Source organism: Streptomyces tanashiensis (assembly GCF_014648895.1).
In the GTDB taxonomy this organism is placed as follows: domain Bacteria; phylum Actinomycetota; class Actinomycetes; order Streptomycetales; family Streptomycetaceae; genus Streptomyces; species Streptomyces tanashiensis.
This window is the reverse complement of sequence record NZ_BMRZ01000001.1, coordinates 308,096-325,082: the sequence shown is the minus strand read 5'-3', so window position 1 is coordinate 325,082 and position 16,987 is coordinate 308,096. Positions and strand designations below refer to the sequence as shown.

The following is a 16,987-nucleotide window of genomic DNA, read 5'->3' as shown; positions in this document are numbered from 1 at the left end:
GGGGCATGGAGCTGGAGGTGAGACATCTGCGCGCGCTCTGCGCCATCGCGGACACGGGCAGCCTGCACAAGGCCGCCCGCCAACTGGGCATGAGCCAGCCCTCGCTGACCACCCAGCTGCGCCGCATCGAGAACTCCCTCGGCGCCGAACTCTTCTCCCGCGGCCGCACCGGCTGCCGCCCCACCCCGCTCGGCCGCTCCCTGCTCAGCCGGGCCCGCCCCCTGGTCGCCGACATGGCCGCGCTCGTCACCGAGACCCGGGCCGCGGCCGCCCGCGAGGACGGGCCGGGGCTCCGCGTCGGCTCCACGGCCAGCCGGGCGCTCCCGGGCTGGCTGCGCCGCCTCCGGCAGCGGCTGCCCGGCACGGAGGTCGGCCTCCGGGTGGACGTCTCCGCCAACGCGCTGCTGCGCACGGTCGCCGCCGGGCAGCTCGACGTGGCCTTCGTGCACGAGGTGGAGGGCTGCCCGCTGCGGGTCCCCGAGGGGCTCACGGGCCGGGTCCTGGTCGCCCGCGAACCGCAGTTCATCTCGATGGCCCGCGACCACCCGGCCGCCGCCCGCACCGTCGTGGACCTCGCCGACCTCGCCGCCGACCACTGGATGGTCGACCCGACCGTCGACGGCGAATGGGACGGCCTCCGGCGGGTCCTCGGCGCCGCCGGCATCGACCCGCCCCTGCTGCACGGCGACTACCACACGGCCGCCTCGCTCATCGTCCTCGGCGAGGCCGTCGCCCCCTGCCAGCCCACCTCGGTCCCGCGCGAGGACATGGCCGTCCGGCCCCTGCGCGGCGACCCGCTCGGCGTCCGCCTCCTGCTGTACGCGCGCCCCGGGGCGCCCCTGGACGTGCTGTACGCCGAACTCGCCGCGGCCTACCGGGAGGTGGCCCTGCGGGCGGCCCCGTACCGCGAGTGGCTCCGCCGCCAGGGCGCGACGGCCACGCTGTCGGTGGGACCGTGCATGATGACCGTATGAGCGAACGCGAGGACGGCCCGGGCCGGGCAGAGGTGCGGCACGCGCGCCCCGAGGACCTGCCCCGGGTCGTGGAACTCATCGCCGAGCACGCCGCGTACGAGAAGTCCGCGCCCCCGGCCCCCGGCCTCGCGGACCGTCTCGCCGGCCTCCTCTTCGGCCCCGAGCGCCCCCGCCTCCGCTGCTTCGTCGCCGCCCTCCCCGACGGCACCCTCGCGGGCTACGCCACCTGCGCCCCGGAGCTCTCCACCTGGGACGGCACGGAGTACCTCCACATGGACTGCCTCTACCTGACGGAGACCTCCCGGGGTCACGGCCTCGGCCCCCTGCTGATCGCGGCGCTCCGCACGGAGGCCCGCACCCTCGGACTCCCGGAACTCCAGTGGCAGACCCCCGCGTGGAACGAGAGCGCGATCCGCTTCTACGACCGCCTGGGCGCCACCTCGAAGGAGAAGCGCCGCTACACGCTCCCGACGGAGGCGTAGAAACGCCCGGAGGGGTACGACCGCGGCGCGGCCGTACCCCTCCGGGTGGACATCAGAAGGTCAAGAAGGTCAGGCCTTCTTGGTCTCCCAGAAGATGCGGTCGATCTCGGCGATGAGCTCCAGCGCCTTCTCGCCCGTCTTCGGGTCGGTCGACGCCTTGGCGGCCGAGAGGGCCTTCAGGGTGTCGTTGACCAGCTGGTTGAGCTCGGGGTACTTCTCGAAGTGCGGGGCCTTGAAGTAGTCGCTCCAGAGCACCGAGACGTGGTGCTTGGCGAGCTCCGCGCGCTGCTCCTTGATGACCGTGGCGCGCGCACGGAAGTGCGGGTCGTCGTTGGCCAGGTACTTCTCCTGGACAGCCTTGACGGACTCGGCCTCGATGCGGGCCTGGGCCGGGTCGTACACGCCGCACGGGAGGTCGCAGTGGGCGCTGACCTTCACCTTGGGGGCAAACAGGCGGGAGAGCATTGAGCCGTCCTTCCTCGTGATCGTCTTCTCAGGTGGGACATTACTCGGTGAGAAGGGCGTTTTCGCGGGCGCCCCCTGGGGCTTAGGTCAAAAGTCCAGGGTCACCATGGGACTCGTGTACGAGTGGACGAGTCCACGCAGGAGTGGATCGGGAGGTGCCGGATGACGAGGTCCGGGCGGGAGCAGGTGGGGGAGGCCGGTGCCCCGTTCGGGATCGCCGAGGTGACGGGGGTGTCGATGGTGCCCACGCTGCTCCACGGCGACCAGCTGCTCGTGCAGTACGGGGCGCGGCTGCGGGCGGGGTGCGTGGCCGTGCTGCGGCATCCGCTCCAGCAGGATCTGCTCATCGTGAAGCGGCTGATCGAGCGACGTGACGGCGGCTGGTGGGTGCTCGGCGACAACCCGGACGCCGAGGGCGACAGCCGGGTCTTCGGGGCCGTACCGCCCGAGCTGGTCCTCGGGCGGGTGCGGGCGCGGTACCGGCCGGTGACGCCGGGGCGTCAGCGTTCGGCCGGGGTGGTGCTCTCCTGGCTGGTGTCCTCGGTGAGGCCGGTCCGGTCGGACCGCTCGGCCTCCAGGCGCTTGCGGGCCCGGTAGGCGGCCACGTTGGCCCGGGTCGCGCAGCGGTCCGAGCAGTAGCGGCGGGACCGGTTGGTGGAGGTGTCCAGGTAGGCGTTGCGGCAGGGCGGCGCCTGGCAGAGGCCGAGCCGGTCCGCGCCGAACTCCGTGAGGTGGAAGGCGAGGCCCATCGCCGAGATGGCGGCGTAGCCCGTCGTCGCGTTCGAGGAGTGGTCGGCGAGGTGCATGTGCCAGCGGGGCCGGCCCTCCTCGTCGAGGGTGTCGTGGCCGGAGATCTGCGGGCTGACGGGGAACTCCAGGAGGAGTGAGTTCAGCAGGTCCACCGCTCCCGTGTGGTCGCCCTCGTCGGCCGCGGCGAAGACCGCCCGCAGCCGGGCGCGCACCGTGCGGAAGCGCGGGAGGTCCGCCTCCGTGACCCTCCGGGCCATCTGGGTGGCCGGTCCGAAGAGGTCCCGGAGCACCTCGACGGAGGTCAGGGTGTCCTTGCTGCGGGCCGGCTCCTCGGTGTTGACCAGACGTACGGCGAAATCCGAGTAATGGGCCAGTTCCACTTGTAGTCCTTACTTCGGCGGGCTAGTGTCTCGGTCGGAAGGGGTAACGGCTGTTTCCCCTTCGAGGGTATTACAAACGGTAGGGCGAACGCGGGGAGGAACGACCATGACCGGAACCGACTGGGCGGGCTGGCAGCAGAGCTGGGACCGTCAGCAGGAGTGGTACATGCCGGACCGTGAGGAGCGGTTCCGCGTGATGCTCGACATGGTCGAGGCGCTCGTGGGGCCGAAGCCCCGCGTCCTCGACCTCGCGTGCGGTACGGGGAGTATTACGAGCCGGCTGCTCCAGCGGTTCCCCGACGCGACCAGCACCGGCGTCGACCTCGACCCGGCCCTCCTCGCCATCGCCGAGGGCTCCTTCGCCGGCGACGAGCGCGTCACCTTCGTGACCGCCGACCTCAAGGACCCCGCATGGGTGCGGAGCCTGCCGTACGACACGTACGACGCCGTCCTCACCGCCACCGCCCTCCACTGGCTCCACAGCGAGCCCCTGACGGCCCTCTACGGGCAGCTCGCCGGCCTCGTCCGGGACGGCGGCGTCCTCATGAACGCCGACCACATGATCGACGAGGCCACCCCGCGGATCAACGCCGCCGAGCGCGCCCACCGGCACGCCGCCATGGACCGGGCCAAGGGCGCCGGCGCCCTCGACTGGGCCGAGTGGTGGGCGGTCGCCGCCGCGGACCCGGTCCTCGCCGAGCCCACGGCCCGCCGCTTCGAGATCTACGGCGAGCACGCCGACGGCGACGCGCCCTCCGCCGGCTGGCACGCCGACACCCTCCGCGCCGCCGGCTTCGGCGAGGCGCGGCCGGTCTGGGCCTCGCCCTCGGACACCCTCCTGCTGGCCGTGAAGTAGCCGGGGGACGGGAAAGGGGCGGTGCGGGCACGAGCCCGCACCGCCCCTTTCCGTACGGCTTACAGCACCTTCGAGAGGAACGCCTTCGTCCGGTCGTGCTGCGGGTTCGTCAGGACGTCCCGCGGGTTGCCCGACTCGACCACCACGCCGCCGTCCATGAAGACCAGCGAGTCGCCGACCTCGCGGGCGAAGCCCATCTCGTGCGTGACGACGATCATCGTCATGCCGGACTCGGCCAGGTCGCGCATGACGTCGAGGACGTCACCCACGAGCTCCGGGTCGAGCGCCGAGGTCGGCTCGTCGAAGAGCATCAGCTTCGGCTCCATCGCCAGCGCGCGGGCGATCGCCACGCGCTGCTGCTGGCCGCCGGAGAGCTGCGACGGGTAGTTCCCCATCTTGTCCCGCAGACCGACCCGGTCGAGCAGGCGCTCGGCCCGCTCGCGCGCCACCGCCTTGGAGTCGCCCTTCACCTGGATGGGGGCCTCCATGACGTTGGCCAGGGCCGTCATGTGGGGGAAGAGGTTGAAGCGCTGGAAGACCATGCCGATGTCACGGCGCTGGACCGCGACCTCGCTGTCCTTCAGCTCGTAGAGCTTGTCGCCCTTCTGCCGGTAGCCGACCAGCTGGCCGTCGACGGACAGCCGGCCGCCGTCGATGCGCTCCAGGTGGTTGATGCACCGCAGGAAGGTCGACTTGCCGGAGCCGGAGGGGCCGACGAGGCAGAAGACCTCGCCGTTCTGCACCTCCAGGTCGATGCCGCGGAGGATGTGGGCGGCGCCGTAGGACTTGTGGACGCCCTCTGCCTTGACCATGGTCTGACCGGTCATGCCGATGCCTCCGGGGAACGCTTGAACGTGGTCAGGTTGGCCTTGACCCGCTGGAACGGAGTGGGCGGCAGGTTGCGGGTCGAACCGCGGGAGAAGCGGCGCTCCAGGTAGTACTGGCCGACGCTGAACACGCTGGTCAGCGCCAGGTACCAGATGGAGGCCACGAACAGCATCTCCATGACGGCGCCGGCGGTGTTGCCGATGTTCGACGAGGCACGCAGCAGTTCGGTGTACTGCACGGCCGAGACCAGCGACGAGGTCTTCAGCATGTTGATGAACTCGTTGCCCGTCGGGGGCACGATCACGCGCATGGCCTGCGGGAGCACGATGCGGCCCATGGTCTTCGTCTGGGACATGCCCAGCGCGTGCGCCGCCTCCGTCTGGCCCTCGTCGACCGACTGGATGCCGGCGCGGACGATCTCCGCCATGTAGGCGCCCTCGTTCAGGCCGAGGCCGAGCAGGGCCACCATGAACGGCGTCATGACGTCCACGGTCTCGTTCTTGTAGATCGGCCCGAGGTCGATGTACTGGAAGATCAGCGACAGGTTGAACCACACCAGCAGCTGGACGTAGACCGGGGTGCCGCGGAAGAACCAGATGTAGAGCCAGGCGACCGCACCGGTCACCGGGTTCTTGGAGAGCCGCATCACGGCGAAGAGGATGCCGAGGACGAGACCCAGCGCCATCGCGGAGACGCTGATGATGATGGTGTTCCACATGCCGCTGATCACGGACGGGTCGAACACCTTGTCCCACACCGTGTCCCAGATGACATTGCCCTGGGAGAAGGCGTAGACGAGCCACCCGAGGAGCCCGACGACCACCACGGCGCTGATCCAGCGGCCGTAGTGCCGCACGGGGATGGCCTTGATCGCCTCGTAGGGGACGCCCGAGGGGGAGGGACCGGCCGGAGCGGCGGCCGGTTCCTTGCTGATCTTGTCAGTCATGACGACTGCCCTTCAGTGGTACGAGGAGAGGTCACTTGCCGGCGTTGATCGTGGCCGACTTGACCGCGCTGTCCTCGACGTCCCACTTCTTCAGGACCTCCGCGTAGGAGCCGTCCTTGATGATCGCGTCGAGCGCCTCCTTGACGGCGTCGCGCAGCTGGGTGTTCTCCTTCGAGACGCCGATGCCGAAGAGGCCGACGTCGCTCTGGCTGCCGACGACCTCGAAGTCGTTGCCGCCGCCCGAGGTCTTCGCGATGTACGCGGCGACCGGGTAGTCGTTCAGGTCGGCGACCGCGCCGCCCGCCTTGACGCGGGTCTGGGCCTCGGCGTCGGTGTCGAAGGCCTGGATGGTCAGCTTCTTGTCGCCGCACTTGGCGGCCTGCGCCTTGAAGGTGTCCTCGTAGATCGTGCCGCGCTGGACGGCGACGGTCTTGCCGCAGAGGTCGTCGAGGGAGTTGATGCCCTGCGGGTTGCCCTTCTTGACCAGCAGGGAGACGCCGGAGCTGAAGTAGTCGACGAAGTCGATGCCCTTGCCGATCTTCTTCCCGTTGTCGTCCAGGCCCTCCTGGCGCTTCTTGTTGTCCGTCATCGAGGACATGATCAGCTGCTGGCGGCCGGAGTAGATCGAGGTGATCAGGCCGTCGAAGGTGCCCGACACGAACTCGAGCTTGACGCCGAGCTGCTTGCTGAGGGCCTCGCCGAGGTCCGGGTCGACGCCGACGATCTTGCCGCCCTCGGTGAACTCCATCGGGGCGTACGAGGCGTCCGTGCCGACCTTGATGACACCCGCCTTCTGGATGTCGGCGGGGAGCTTCGAGAAGAGCGGGGCCTTGCCGGCGGACGCGGAGCCGGTGTCGGTGGGCGTGCTCGCGCTCTCCGTCTGGTCGCCGCAGGCGGTCAGCAGCATCGAGCCGGCGACCGCGATGGCGGCGACCGCGGCAAGACGGGAAGTGCGGGTCTTGGCGGTCGTACAGCGCGTGGAGCGTGCGGTCATGGTCGGGTTCCTCCGGCGTGTGAGGGAGCTGCCAGGTGGTCGCGGACGCATCTTCGAGTGTCGCGACCTCGTGTGATTACGGCATCTTGCCATTCGGACTGCCACAAACCGACGGCCACGGATGTCAAAATCGGGTAACGGGTGACCCCGAAATCCCGACAGGCCGGTACATCAAGGCCGGACCTTCTGCGGAATCCCTTCCCCGTCACCGAAAAATCTGCGGTTCATCTCGGCATTCGGACGAATGGAACTCCGCCAATCGGGTGCGGAAACCATCTATCGGGACATCGGGTGACGTGTCGTTCTCCGTCCGTGTCCGGATGCGCTCGGTATGAGTCGCGTCACCGAGCGGATATGGACTCGTCTGCGGTGCCGTCCGTCCGGTAAGAAGGATCCTTACACCCCTCATCCGGGGCTCAGGGCGCGTTGTGCGGCGCGCCCGCGCGGCTGCCAGACACGGCGGCCGCGGGACCCGCCCACCGCTCCACACCAGGAGCGGCCAACCCTCAAATGAAGCAGACTTAAGGGGTCAACCCAATGGCAGCGGAGATCGTCAATCCTCGCAATGACAGTGGTACGGAAGGAGCTCCGGAGGAGCCCTTCGATCCTGTCTTCGCCCTTCACCGGGGCGGCAAGATGGCTGTGCAGGCCACCGTGCCCGTCCGGAACAAGGACGACCTTTCCCTCGCGTACACGCCCGGCGTCGCCAAGGTGTGCACCGCGATCGCCGAGCAGCCCGAGCTGGTCAACGACTACACCTGGAAGTCCCAGGTCGTCGCGGTCGTGACCGACGGCACCGCGGTGCTCGGCCTCGGTGACATCGGCCCGGAGGCCTCCCTCCCGGTCATGGAGGGGAAGGCCATCCTCTTCAAGCAGTTCGGCGGCGTGGACGCGGTCCCGATCGCCCTCGCCACCACCGACACCGACGAGATCGTCGAGACCGTCGTCCGGCTCGCCCCGTCCTTCGGCGGCGTGAACCTGGAGGACATCTCGGCCCCGCGGTGCTTCGAGATCGAGCGCAAGCTCCAGGAGCGCCTCGACATCCCCGTCTTCCACGACGACCAGCACGGCACCGCCATCGTCACCCTGGCCGCCCTCCGCAACGCGGCGAAGCTGACCGGCCGGACCCTCGGCGAGCTGCGCGGTGTCATCTCCGGTGCCGGCGCGGCCGGTGTCGCGATCGCCAAGTTCCTCCTGCAGGCCGGCCTCGGCGACGTCGCCGTCGCCGACCGCAAGGGGATCGTCAGCCGCGACCGCGAGGACCTCACGGACGTCAAGCGCGAGATCGCCGAGCTCACCAACAAGGCGGGCCTCAGCGGCTCCCTGGAGACCGCCCTGGCCGGCGCGGACGTCTTCATCGGCGTCTCCGGCGGTACGGTCCCCGAGGAGGCCGTCGCCGCCATGGCCCCGAACGCCTTCGTGTTCGCCATGGCCAACCCGAACCCCGAGGTCCACCCCGACGTCGCGCACAAGTACGCGGCCGTCGTGGCGACCGGCCGTTCGGACTACCCGAACCAGATCAACAACGTCCTCGCGTTCCCCGGCATCTTCGCCGGCGCGCTCCAGGTCCGGGCCTCCCGGATCACCGAGGGCATGAAGATCGCCGCGGCCGACGCCATCGCGGACGTCGTCGGCGACCAGCTCGCCGCCGACTGCGTGATCCCGTCGCCGTTCGACGAGCGGGTCGCCCCGGCCGTCGCGGCCGCGGTCGCCGCCGCCGCCCGCGCCGAGGGCGTCGCGCGCCGCTGACGCGCACCAGGCACGCCGAAGGGCCCCGTTCCGGACACCGGGACGGGGCCCTTCGGCATACGGGGAGCTCAGGGGCGTGCGCCGAGGCGTGCCGGCGCGCGCTGTCCAGGCGACAGGGGTCACACCGGGGCGTGGTTCCCCCGGCCGCCCGCGGGCCCCTAGGGTCGGGGCCATGTTCGCTGCCTACGCCGCCCGAATCGACCGCGACCAGCCCCTGAACGGCCTCGAATTGGGCGAACGCCCCGAACCCGAGGCGCGTCCCGGCTGGACCACCGTCACCGTCAAGGCCGCCTCGCTCAACCACCACGACCTGTGGTCGCTGCGCGGGGTCGGACTGCCCGAGGAGAAGCTGCCGATGATCCTCGGCTGCGACGCCGCCGGCATCGACGAGGACGGCAACGAGGTCGTCCTGCACTCCGTCATCGGCCAGTCGGGCCACGGCGTCGGCCCGGACGAGCCCCGGTCCATCCTCACCGAGCGTTACCAGGGCACCTTCGCCGAGCGGGTGACCGTGCCCCGCTGGAACGTGCTCCCCAAGCCGAAGGAGCTGTCCTTCGAGGAGGCCGCCTGCCTCCCCACCGCCTGGCTGACCGCGTACCGCATGCTCTTCACCAACGCCGGCGTGCGGCCCGGGGACTCCGTGCTCGTGCAGGGCGCGGGCGGCGGCGTCGCCACCGCCGCGATCGCCCTCGGCAAGGCGGCCGGCCTGCGGGTCTTCGCCACCAGCCGCGACGAGGCCAAGCGCAAGCGGGCCATCGAGCTCGGCGCCGTCGAGGCGTACGAGCCGGGGGCACGGCTCCCGCAGCGGGTGGACGCCGTCATCGAGACCGTCGGCGCCGCGACCTGGTCGCACTCGGTCAAGTCGCTGCGGCCCGGCGGCACGGTCGTCATCTCGGGCGCCACGAGCGGTGACCGGCCCTCGCACGCCGAGCTGACCCGGATCTTCTTCCTGGAGCTGAAGGTCGTCGGCTCCACGATGGGCTCGAAGGACGAGCTGGAGGACCTGCTGTCGTTCTGCGCGGCGACGGGTCTCCGGCCGGTGATCGACGAGGTCCTGCCGCTGGACCGGGCGCGCGAGGGCTTCGAGAAGATGGCCTCCGGCGAGCTCTTCGGAAAGATCGTTCTGAAGACCTCGTGACGGCCCCCTTGATACAGGTCGCTTGACCTGATGAGATCTCCGGCACGCGAAACGTGAACATCACTCACTTTGTCGTGCCGGAGGTCCTCCTTGTTGCGAACCACCCTCGCGGCGACCGTCGTCGTCGCCTCGCTGCTCGCCCCGACCGCCGCGATGGCGGAGACCGCCGCGATGGCGGAGACCGGCGCCCGTGCGGAGACCGGCGCCCGTGCGGAGGCCGGCGCCCGTGCGGAGGCCGGTGGTGACGGGATTCCCGCCCTCACCGACTCCCGCGGCCGGGTCCTCACCCTCCGCGGCTGGAACCTCGCGGACAAGTCGCACAGCGGCGACACCGCCCTCTCCGCGATCACCGAGAAGTACCTCCGGGACATGCGGGCGAAGGGCTACAACACGGCCCGGCTCCTGGTCTTCTGGGACGACCTGGAGCCCCGCCCCGGCCAGTACAGCACCTCCTACCTCCGCAAGATCGAACGGATCCTGGACTGGGCCGCGAAGTACGACGTCAAGGTCATCCTCGACGCCCACCAGGACATCTTCGGGCCCGCGTTCGGCTCCCGGGGCGTGCCCGCCTGGGCCACCAGGACCGACGGGCTGCCCTTCACACCGCACCCCGACGACTGGTTCTCCGAGTACTTCGAACCCGCCGTCCAGCGTGCCTTCACCCACCTGTACGAGGACGAGGACCTGCAGCGTGCCCAGGCCCGCATGTGGCGGGTGCTCGCCGACCGCTTCGAGGACCACCCGGCCGTGCTCGGCTACGACCCGATCAACGAGCCGATGGGCGAGATGCGCGAGGGCGAGGACCTGGCGACGGCCGCCCGGCGCATCGAGCGGGACCAGATCACCCCGATGTACAACCGGATCGCGGACCAGATCCGTTCGGTCGACAAGGACGGGTGGATCTTCGTCGAGCCGACCCCGATCGTGGGCGAGGGCGTGCCCACCGGACTGGGGAGGATCGACGACCCGAAGGTGGTCTACGCCCCGCACTTCTACAACGGCGCGATGGAGGCGGGCGGCGACTACGACCCGTCGGCCCGCTGGATCGAGAACTACGAGGCGGCGGTCACCCTGTACCCCAAGGAGTACAAGGTGCCGGTGATCGTGGGGGAGTGGGGGCCGCTCAACAACTCCCGCCCGAACATGAACCGCTTCTACCGCGAGGCCATGGCCTCCCTCGGCCGCTACAGCTCCGGCTGGACCGGCTGGGAGTGGTGCTACGGCGCCGGCTACTGCGCCGTGGACGCCACCGGGGCCTTCCGCCCGAACAAGGAGCTGACCGCCGAGCCCTACGCCGAGGCGGTCGCCGGCACGGTCCGCTCCTCCGTGTACGACCCGGCGGCCGGGGTCTACCGGCTGTCGTACGACGCGGCCGGCCGGCGCGGCTCCCGCGTCACCGAGCTCTCCCTGCCGCCCGGCGACTGGCGTGTGACCGCGCGCGGCGCCGCGCTGGTGCTCCGCAAGGACCGGGGGAGGGCCTGGATCCTCGCGGCCCCCGGAGCCCGGGTGACGGTCACGGTCACCCGAGGCTGACGGCGCGCATCCCGGCAGCCCGAGGCTGACGCCCGGCCGCCCGGCGGGTGCCGGCGGACTCGCCGTCCGGCAGGTGCTGTCGGGTGGCGACGGGTCCGTGCCGGCACCGTCCGACCTGAGCTGACGACCCGCTGTCCGGCGGGTGCTGACGGACGCGCATCCCGGCCGGAGGGTGACGGATGCGCCGCTCTGCCTGGCGCTGACGCCCCCCGCCGTCCGGTCCATGCCTTGGGGCGGCGAGTGGGCGGGGCGGGTCTCGGGGGCGGTCGGTCAGGGCTTTCGGTCGGGGTTCAGGAGGGCGGTGATTCTGAGGGCCGCCGTCGACAGGTGGCGGCGGGTCTCCGTCAGCTGGTCCTGGGTCACCCCGTGGTCGCGGGCCGCGTCACGGATCTCGTCGCGGAAGCGGTCGAGGAGCCGGTCGAGGTCGCGGGCCGGGTCGCCCGTGCCCGCCGTGTCCCGCGCCCACTCCGGCGCCTCGCCGGTCGGGGTCTCGTCGGCGTGGGTCTTCGTGAACGACGGCTCCCGCGAGGCGGCCTTCGGGTGGGTCGTGCCCGCCACCAGGTCACCGAGCTGGGCCGTGATGCCGGAGATCCCCTCCCAGACCCCCTTCGGCCAGTCGCCCCGCGAGAACCGGTCCTGGACCTCCTCCTGCACCTGCTGGGCGATCCGCTGGAACTCCTTCGCCTGGCGGCGCGCCGAACGGGCCTCCTCGCGGGCCTCGCGGGCCTGCTGCTTCCACTCCTGCTTGAACCGGCGCATCTCCTCCTTCGCCTCGGCGAAGGAAGGGGGATCCACCGTGCGGCTCTGCCCGGCGGCGGCACGCATCTCGCTGCGCACCCGGCCGGCCGCGCCGCGCACGTCGTCGCGGATCTCCGCCGCCAGCTCCGAGACCGACTCGCGGATCTCCCGCTCCAGGTCGTCCAGTTCGGCGCCGCGCCCGGCCAGCTCCGCGCGGCCGGCGTCGGTGATCGAGTAGACCTTGCGGCCCCCCTCGCTGGCGTGGGTGACGAGGCCCTCGGCCTCCAGCTTGGCGAGGCGCGGGTAGACCGTGCCGGCCGAGGGGGCGTACAGCCCCTGGAAGCGCTCCTCCAGGAGCCGGATCACCTCGTACCCGTGGCGGGGGGCCTCGTCGAGCAGTTTGAGGAGGTAGAGGCGGAGGCGTCCGTGGGCGAAGACGGGCGGCATGTCAGAGCACCTTTCCGGTCGCGGAGGAAGCGGACGGGGAAGCGGACGAGGGGGCGGACGAGGAAGCGGATGAAGGGGCCGCGTCGCCGTCGTCCTGGGGTTCGGGACGGCGGAGCAGGGCGATGGACCCGGAGACGGTGGTCGCCTTGAGCGTGCCCCGGCCCGAACCGAGCGTGCCGGTGATGGACTTGGCACCCCACTGGCCTCCGACCCGCAGGTCCTCGAAGGCGTTCGACACGGCACCGCTCGTGGTGCTCGCCTCGACCCGGGCGTCGGCCGGATGGGGGAGCCTGATGGCGACCTCGCCGGAGACGCTGGTGAGCCGGATGTCGGCGGGCGGCCCGTCGAGCCTGGCCGGGTCGAGGTCGATGACCATGTCGCCGCTGACCGTGTCGGCCTTCACGGAGGAGCCCGCGCCCTCGATCACCGTCACGTCGCCGGTCACGGAGTTGACGCGCAGCGCGCCGGTGACCGACTGGGCCTCCAGATTCCCCGAGACGCTCTCGGCGCGGACCGGGCCGGAGAGGCCGAGGAGGGTGGTGTCGCCCGTGACGCCGCGCACCTCCGTACGCCCTCTGATCCCCGTGACGACCGCCTCGGCGCCGACCACGCCCACCTCGACGTCGACGCCCGCGGGGACCGCGACGGAGACGACGGCCCGGCGCCGGTACTCCTTGCGCTCGAACCACTTGAGGATGCTCTTCCACTGCAGATCCTCGTACGTCACGGTCAGCGTGGAGCCGTCCTGCGTCACGATCAGCGGAGGACCCTCGATCTCGGAGACCTCGACGCGGGCGGAACTCTCGTCCGTCCCCACCACGTTCACCGTGCCGTTGACGATGCGGACCTGCAGGAGCGTCACGGGCTCGGCCGGAGCCAGTTTCGTCGGCTCGGTGACGGACCACTCTGTCATGGTGCTGACCTCCCGTATCGGCAACGCAACATATCGCGTCTCTCGATAGACACGATATATCGCGGCCTTGCGGAGTCAACCCTGACTCTTCCCTGACAGGGCAGGGGCGATCTACTTCATATGCGGACAAATTGTCCTAGCGTAGGGCCCATGAATCCGACGTCCGGACCGCGATCCGCCGGAGCCCTGCTGCTCTGCCGCGCCGAGCCCCCGGCGGTCCGGCCGCCGGCCCAACTCCTCCGGGAACAGCTGCTCCTCGCCCCCGCGGGTGCCGAGTGGAGCGTGCTCGTACCCGAGGGGAAGCCCTGGCTGCACGGAGGCGAGCCGGTCGAACAGGTCGTCACCGGCTGGGCGACCGCTCTCGCCGTCCCCGCCGCGGGCCGGCCCGTCGTCGGGCTCTGGTGGGACCGCGACCGCGCCGGTCTCACGCTCGCCGCGGGCTTCCGCCGGACGGTCGGCTACACCTGGCTCGCGGACGGCACCCCCGTCGGCGAGGACGAGGCCATGCGCACCTTCGCGGCCCGGCTCGCCCTCGATCCCGTCCTGGACGTACAGGCCCTCCAACCGCTCACCGAGCCCGATCCCGACGCCGACGCCCGCGCCCGGCTCATCGGTGTCGTCGCGGTCCTCGCCCGCGACGGACTCGCGCTGCCCACCGGGATCGTCCCGGGCGAGAGCGCCGAACGGCTCCGCTCCGCCGCCCTCGCCCAGGGCGCGGAGCAGCTGGAAGGGGCGGGCCGGCGCGACGCCGCGCCCGCGGAGCCGGAGAGGGTGGAGGGCGGTCCCCCCGGCCCGTACCCGCGCGGCCCCAGGGCGCGCGTACTGGGCGGGGCGCAGCTCCTCGTGGGGATGCCGCTGCTGCTCTGGGGCGTCGCCCGGCGCAGCGGCGGCTGGGCGGCGGCCGGAGCGCTGCTCGTCGCGCACGGCGCGTTCGGCCTCGCCCACGACCGGCTGCGGGAGAGATGAGCCCGCCGCCGGAAGGGTGTCCTACTCGTCGTCGTCCTCGTCGTCGTCCAGACGGGCGAGCCAGGTCGCGAGGCGCTCGACCGGCACCTCGAAGTCGGGGTTGAGGTCGACGAACGTACGCAGCTGCTCGGCGAGCCACTCGAAGGTGACCTCCTCCTCGCCGCGTCGCTTCTCCAGTTCCTCGATGCCACGGTCGGTGAAGTACATGCGATCAGGATAGGACGTGGCCCTCACGTCCCCTGTCGCCCGTCAGCCCCACCGATTAGCCTTCTGGATCCAACATCTGGATCCAACATCTGGATCCAACATCGCTTCGGGGAGCGGGGGCCGCGATGGCACACGGGATCGCTCGGATTCGACTGGACGACGGCACGCCTGTCTGGGCACGTGTCAGCGACGCGGAGGAGCTCGGCAGAGGCGGCGGTTTCCAGGACACCGGCGTCAGGGACCGGGTGGTCTCGATGGCCGGCGGGCTCACGGACGTGGTGCGCGGAGTCGTCGGCTCCCTGCGCGCCGGCCTCGACCCGCAGGGGCCGGTGGAGGTCGCCGTCAGCTTCGGCATCGAGCTGTCGGCACAGTCGGGCAAGGTGATCGGCGTCCTCGCGGACGGCGCGGGCAAGGCCTCCGTGAACGTCTCCCTCACCTGGACCGAACCGGGCCCGGCGGCCGGCCGGGCGGCGGAGCCCGCACCCGGCTCCGCCGAGCCGGAGGCCGCGGAGGAACGGCCGGGCATCGTCCCGCAGCGGCGCCCGGCGGCCGATGGAACCGCATGAGCGCCTTCGACGCTCTCGTGCGCCCCGCACTCGTACGCATCGGTGCTCCCGACGGCGGGTATGACCCGCACGGCGACCAGTTCTGGGGCACGGGCTTCTTCATCGCCCCCGGCTGGGTGCTGACGTGCGCCCATGTCGTGGCCGAGGGGGGTGGCGAGGTGTGGAGGAAGGAGCCGGCCGTCGGCATCACCTGGCAGGACGGCAAGACAGCGCGCCGGTCCGTCGGCACGGTCGTGCTCGCCCTGCCCCGGCCCGAGGACCCGGGGGTGCGCCCCGAGCCCTGGGGCTTCCCCGACGTCGCCCTCGTGCGCGTGCCCGGCACGCGCAAGGCCTCCTGCGTCCTGCTCGGCGAGCTGCCTCCGGCCCGGACCACCGAGGTGGGTCTGCACGGCTGGTCCCGGGAGACCGGGGAGCTGGGCATCCGCCAGGTGCACGGCCGGCTGAGCGGCGTCGACGCCCGCGCCCTCGTCACGAAGGGGGTGCTGCCCGTCGAGGGCTGTTCCGGCGGCCCCGTCGTCGACGACCTCCAGGGCGCCGTGATCGGCTTCAACAAGGGACGCTGGTCCGACCAGGGCGCCCTCGTCCCCCTCGCCGCCCTGCGCCGCCTGCACGACGCGCCCGGGGGCGAGTTCTGGGCCGAGGCCCTGCGCGACCACGACCGTCATCACCTCGACCACTACCACCAGTCACTGGACGACGGATCCGACTGGACGCGCGCGCAGGAGCGGCTCGGCGGCCCGCACCCGCTGAGCCCGAAGCTGCGCACCCGGCTGCGGGGACAGCTCGCCGCCCTGCCCCCGCCGATCAACCCCGGCGAGATCATGGACCTGGTCGACCAGGTGAAGGCCTGGATCAGGAACACCACGACCCCGGACGCGTTCGAGGACGACCCGCGCACGTGGAGCGAGGGCGCGGCCCTGCTGTACGGGCTGCGCGCGCCCGACCGCAGCGATCCCGGTGACCCCGGCCTCGACGCCGTGCTCCTGTACGCGGCCCATGTCGTCCGGCGTGTCTCCGGGCGCCCCGGCGGTCGCGGCGACGTGGCCGCCTTCCGCGGCTGGCTCATCGACCGGGCCGCCGACGCGGGCCCGTTCCTCCGCCGTGAGATCGACGGCCTGATCGGCGCGGACCGCTCGGCGGCCCCTTTCACCGCCCACGAGCGCCGGCCACGCGCGGACGTGCTCCTGGAGATCGACACGCCCCGCTGGGGCGAGCTCTACCCCTGGCGCGTGAAGCTGCTCCGCGACGGGCACACGGTCACCCCGCTGAAGGGCGACGACCGCGGCGTGGTGCGGGCCGAGCTCAGGAAGACCCTGAGCGGGCCGCTCGCCGAGGCCCTCCGGCTCGGCGACAACGGGCCGCACCTGGCCGCGGTGGAGGCGGTGCTGCCGCGCGAGCTCTTCGACGAGCCGCTCGACACCTGGCGGCTCGAACCTCCGCAGGGCCCCGACGAGGCGTGGGGGGCCATCACCCTCGGGCAGCGCCGCATCGTGGTCATCCGGGACGCCCGGCGGCACGACAAGGAGCCGTCGCCCGAGTGGCGGGAGCGCTGGGAGGCCGGGGAGCGGGGACCGCTGTGCGCGGCCCCGCTGCGTGCCGAGGTGCCCGGCGCCGGCCCGGACGCCCATACCGCGCGCGTGCGCCGGGAGACCTGGGCGGAGACGTACGACCGGCTCCGGGAGGCCGAGGGCGGCACCGTGCCGGTCTTCTGCGGGCAGGTGGGCAGCGGGGACGGGCTCATGGCGATGAACGCGGCCCTGACCGCCGGCCACCCGCTGGCCCTCTGGCGGACCGGCGCCGACGGCCACACCGACTGCGCGGACTTCCACGAACAGGCCGGCCGGCTGCTCGCGGACGCGGTGACGGCCCACGGGCTCGGCAAACGCGTCCGCTCCCTGCGCACCCTGGCGCCGGAGCGGCCCGACCTCGCCTGGGCGGAGACCGTCGCCGTCCTGTACGACCCGCCCGACCGCCCGCCGCACGGCGGCCGCCTCGAAGCCCCGCCGCTGCTCGGCGAGGAGGACCTGTGAGGCCGGCGGGGCGCGCCGTGCGTCC

General features: G+C 71.9%; 18 protein-coding genes. 10 read left to right on the top strand and 8 right to left on the bottom strand.

Features of this window, described 5'->3' with window-relative positions; genetic code table 11:
* Positions 1-5 precede the first annotated feature (5 nt).
* Positions 6-974 carry a LysR family transcriptional regulator gene (locus IE237_RS01385; RefSeq protein ID WP_189799925.1) on the top strand — a complete coding sequence of 323 codons (969 nt, stop codon included), beginning with the start codon at positions 6-8 and terminating at the stop codon, positions 972-974.
* Positions 971-1,456 (top strand): GNAT family N-acetyltransferase, encoded by a 486-nt coding sequence (locus IE237_RS01380; protein WP_189799924.1) that lies wholly within the window; start codon positions 971-973, stop codon positions 1,454-1,456. Before IE237_RS01385 ends, IE237_RS01380 begins: the two co-directional genes overlap by 4 nt.
* A gap of 69 nt (positions 1,457-1,525) precedes the next feature.
* On the opposite strand, the gene sodN is transcribed toward IE237_RS01380, so the two are convergent.
* Positions 1,526-1,921, bottom strand: coding sequence for a superoxide dismutase, Ni (gene sodN / locus IE237_RS01375; RefSeq protein WP_030688769.1), 396 nt, complete (start codon positions 1,919-1,921; stop codon positions 1,526-1,528).
* Between the two features lie 162 nt (positions 1,922-2,083).
* On the opposite strand from sodN, the gene sodX reads away from it, so the two are divergent.
* Complete coding sequence (gene sodX, locus IE237_RS01370; RefSeq protein WP_189799923.1) at positions 2,084-2,518, top strand: nickel-type superoxide dismutase maturation protease; 435 nt, start codon at positions 2,084-2,086, stop codon at positions 2,516-2,518.
* Here sodX and IE237_RS01365 read toward each other — a convergent pair.
* The gene (locus IE237_RS01365; protein ID WP_189799922.1) at positions 2,422-3,051 is read right to left on the bottom strand and encodes a CGNR zinc finger domain-containing protein; all 630 of its coding nucleotides are present in this window, start codon (positions 3,049-3,051) and stop codon (positions 2,422-2,424) included. The two genes, sodX and IE237_RS01365, sit on opposite strands and share 97 nt — an antisense overlap.
* A 106-nt stretch (positions 3,052-3,157) precedes the next feature.
* On the opposite strand from IE237_RS01365, the gene IE237_RS01360 reads away from it, so the two are divergent.
* Positions 3,158-3,907 carry a class I SAM-dependent methyltransferase gene (locus IE237_RS01360; RefSeq protein WP_189799921.1) on the top strand — a complete coding sequence of 250 codons (750 nt, stop codon included), beginning with the start codon at positions 3,158-3,160 and terminating at the stop codon, positions 3,905-3,907.
* A gap of 59 nt (positions 3,908-3,966) precedes the next feature.
* Here IE237_RS01360 and IE237_RS01355 read toward each other — a convergent pair whose 3' ends face one another.
* From IE237_RS01355 to IE237_RS01345, 3 genes are read right to left on the bottom strand one after another with little or no spacing between them, the layout of a single operon-like run.
* Positions 3,967-4,734 (bottom strand): amino acid ABC transporter ATP-binding protein, encoded by a 768-nt coding sequence (locus IE237_RS01355; RefSeq protein WP_308433016.1) that lies wholly within the window; start codon positions 4,732-4,734, stop codon positions 3,967-3,969.
* The gene (locus IE237_RS01350) at positions 4,731-5,681 is read right to left on the bottom strand and encodes an amino acid ABC transporter permease (protein WP_189799920.1); all 951 of its coding nucleotides are present in this window, start codon (positions 5,679-5,681) and stop codon (positions 4,731-4,733) included. The genes IE237_RS01355 and IE237_RS01350 overlap by 4 nt, the downstream gene beginning before the upstream one ends.
* Before the next feature lie 31 nt (positions 5,682-5,712).
* Entirely contained in the window at positions 5,713-6,675 is a 963-nt protein-coding gene (locus IE237_RS01345) for an ABC transporter substrate-binding protein (protein WP_189799919.1), read from the bottom strand.
* 537 nt (positions 6,676-7,212) lie between these two features.
* Here IE237_RS01345 and IE237_RS01340 point away from each other — a divergent pair.
* The 3 genes from IE237_RS01340 to IE237_RS01330 all read left to right on the top strand — a co-directional run bounded on the left by IE237_RS01340 (position 7,213) and on the right by IE237_RS01330 (position 11,095).
* Entirely contained in the window at positions 7,213-8,424 is a 1,212-nt protein-coding gene (locus IE237_RS01340; protein WP_189799918.1) for an NAD(P)-dependent malic enzyme, read from the top strand.
* Between the two features lie 172 nt (positions 8,425-8,596).
* On the top strand, positions 8,597-9,562 hold the full coding sequence (locus IE237_RS01335; RefSeq protein WP_189799917.1) for a zinc-binding dehydrogenase: 966 nt from the start codon (positions 8,597-8,599) through the stop codon (positions 9,560-9,562).
* 90 nt (positions 9,563-9,652) lie between these two features.
* Positions 9,653-11,095 (top strand): cellulase family glycosylhydrolase, encoded by a 1,443-nt coding sequence (locus tag IE237_RS01330; RefSeq protein WP_370468135.1) that lies wholly within the window; start codon positions 9,653-9,655, stop codon positions 11,093-11,095.
* 270 nt (positions 11,096-11,365) lie between these two features.
* Here IE237_RS01330 and IE237_RS01325 read toward each other — a convergent pair whose 3' ends face one another.
* Together IE237_RS01325 and IE237_RS01320 are read right to left on the bottom strand one after the other, a co-directional pair.
* Positions 11,366-12,280 carry a PadR family transcriptional regulator gene (locus IE237_RS01325; RefSeq protein WP_189799916.1) on the bottom strand — a complete coding sequence of 305 codons (915 nt, stop codon included), beginning with the start codon at positions 12,278-12,280 and terminating at the stop codon, positions 11,366-11,368.
* Position 12,281: 1 nt separating this feature from the next.
* The gene (locus IE237_RS01320; RefSeq protein WP_189799915.1) at positions 12,282-13,193 is read right to left on the bottom strand and encodes a DUF4097 family beta strand repeat-containing protein; all 912 of its coding nucleotides are present in this window, start codon (positions 13,191-13,193) and stop codon (positions 12,282-12,284) included.
* A 150-nt stretch (positions 13,194-13,343) separates the two neighbouring features.
* Between IE237_RS01320 and IE237_RS01315 the strand changes: the two genes are divergently transcribed.
* Positions 13,344-14,159, top strand: coding sequence for a hypothetical protein (locus IE237_RS01315; protein ID WP_189799914.1), 816 nt, complete (start codon positions 13,344-13,346; stop codon positions 14,157-14,159).
* A gap of 21 nt (positions 14,160-14,180) precedes the next feature.
* Here IE237_RS01315 and IE237_RS01310 read toward each other — a convergent pair whose 3' ends face one another.
* A complete protein-coding gene (locus tag IE237_RS01310) occupies positions 14,181-14,366 on the bottom strand; it encodes a DUF6104 family protein (protein WP_024761804.1) in 186 nt (61 codons plus the stop codon).
* Between the two features lie 125 nt (positions 14,367-14,491).
* Here IE237_RS01310 and IE237_RS01305 point away from each other — a divergent pair, with 125 nt between their 5' ends.
* A complete protein-coding gene (locus IE237_RS01305) occupies positions 14,492-14,932 on the top strand; it encodes a CU044_2847 family protein (protein ID WP_229842180.1) in 441 nt (146 codons plus the stop codon).
* Positions 14,929-16,962: a VMAP-C domain-containing protein gene (locus IE237_RS01300; protein WP_189799913.1), complete on the top strand. Its 2,034-nt coding sequence runs from the start codon at positions 14,929-14,931 to the stop codon at positions 16,960-16,962. Before IE237_RS01305 ends, IE237_RS01300 begins: the two co-directional genes overlap by 4 nt.
* Positions 16,963-16,987: the final 25 nt, after the last annotated feature.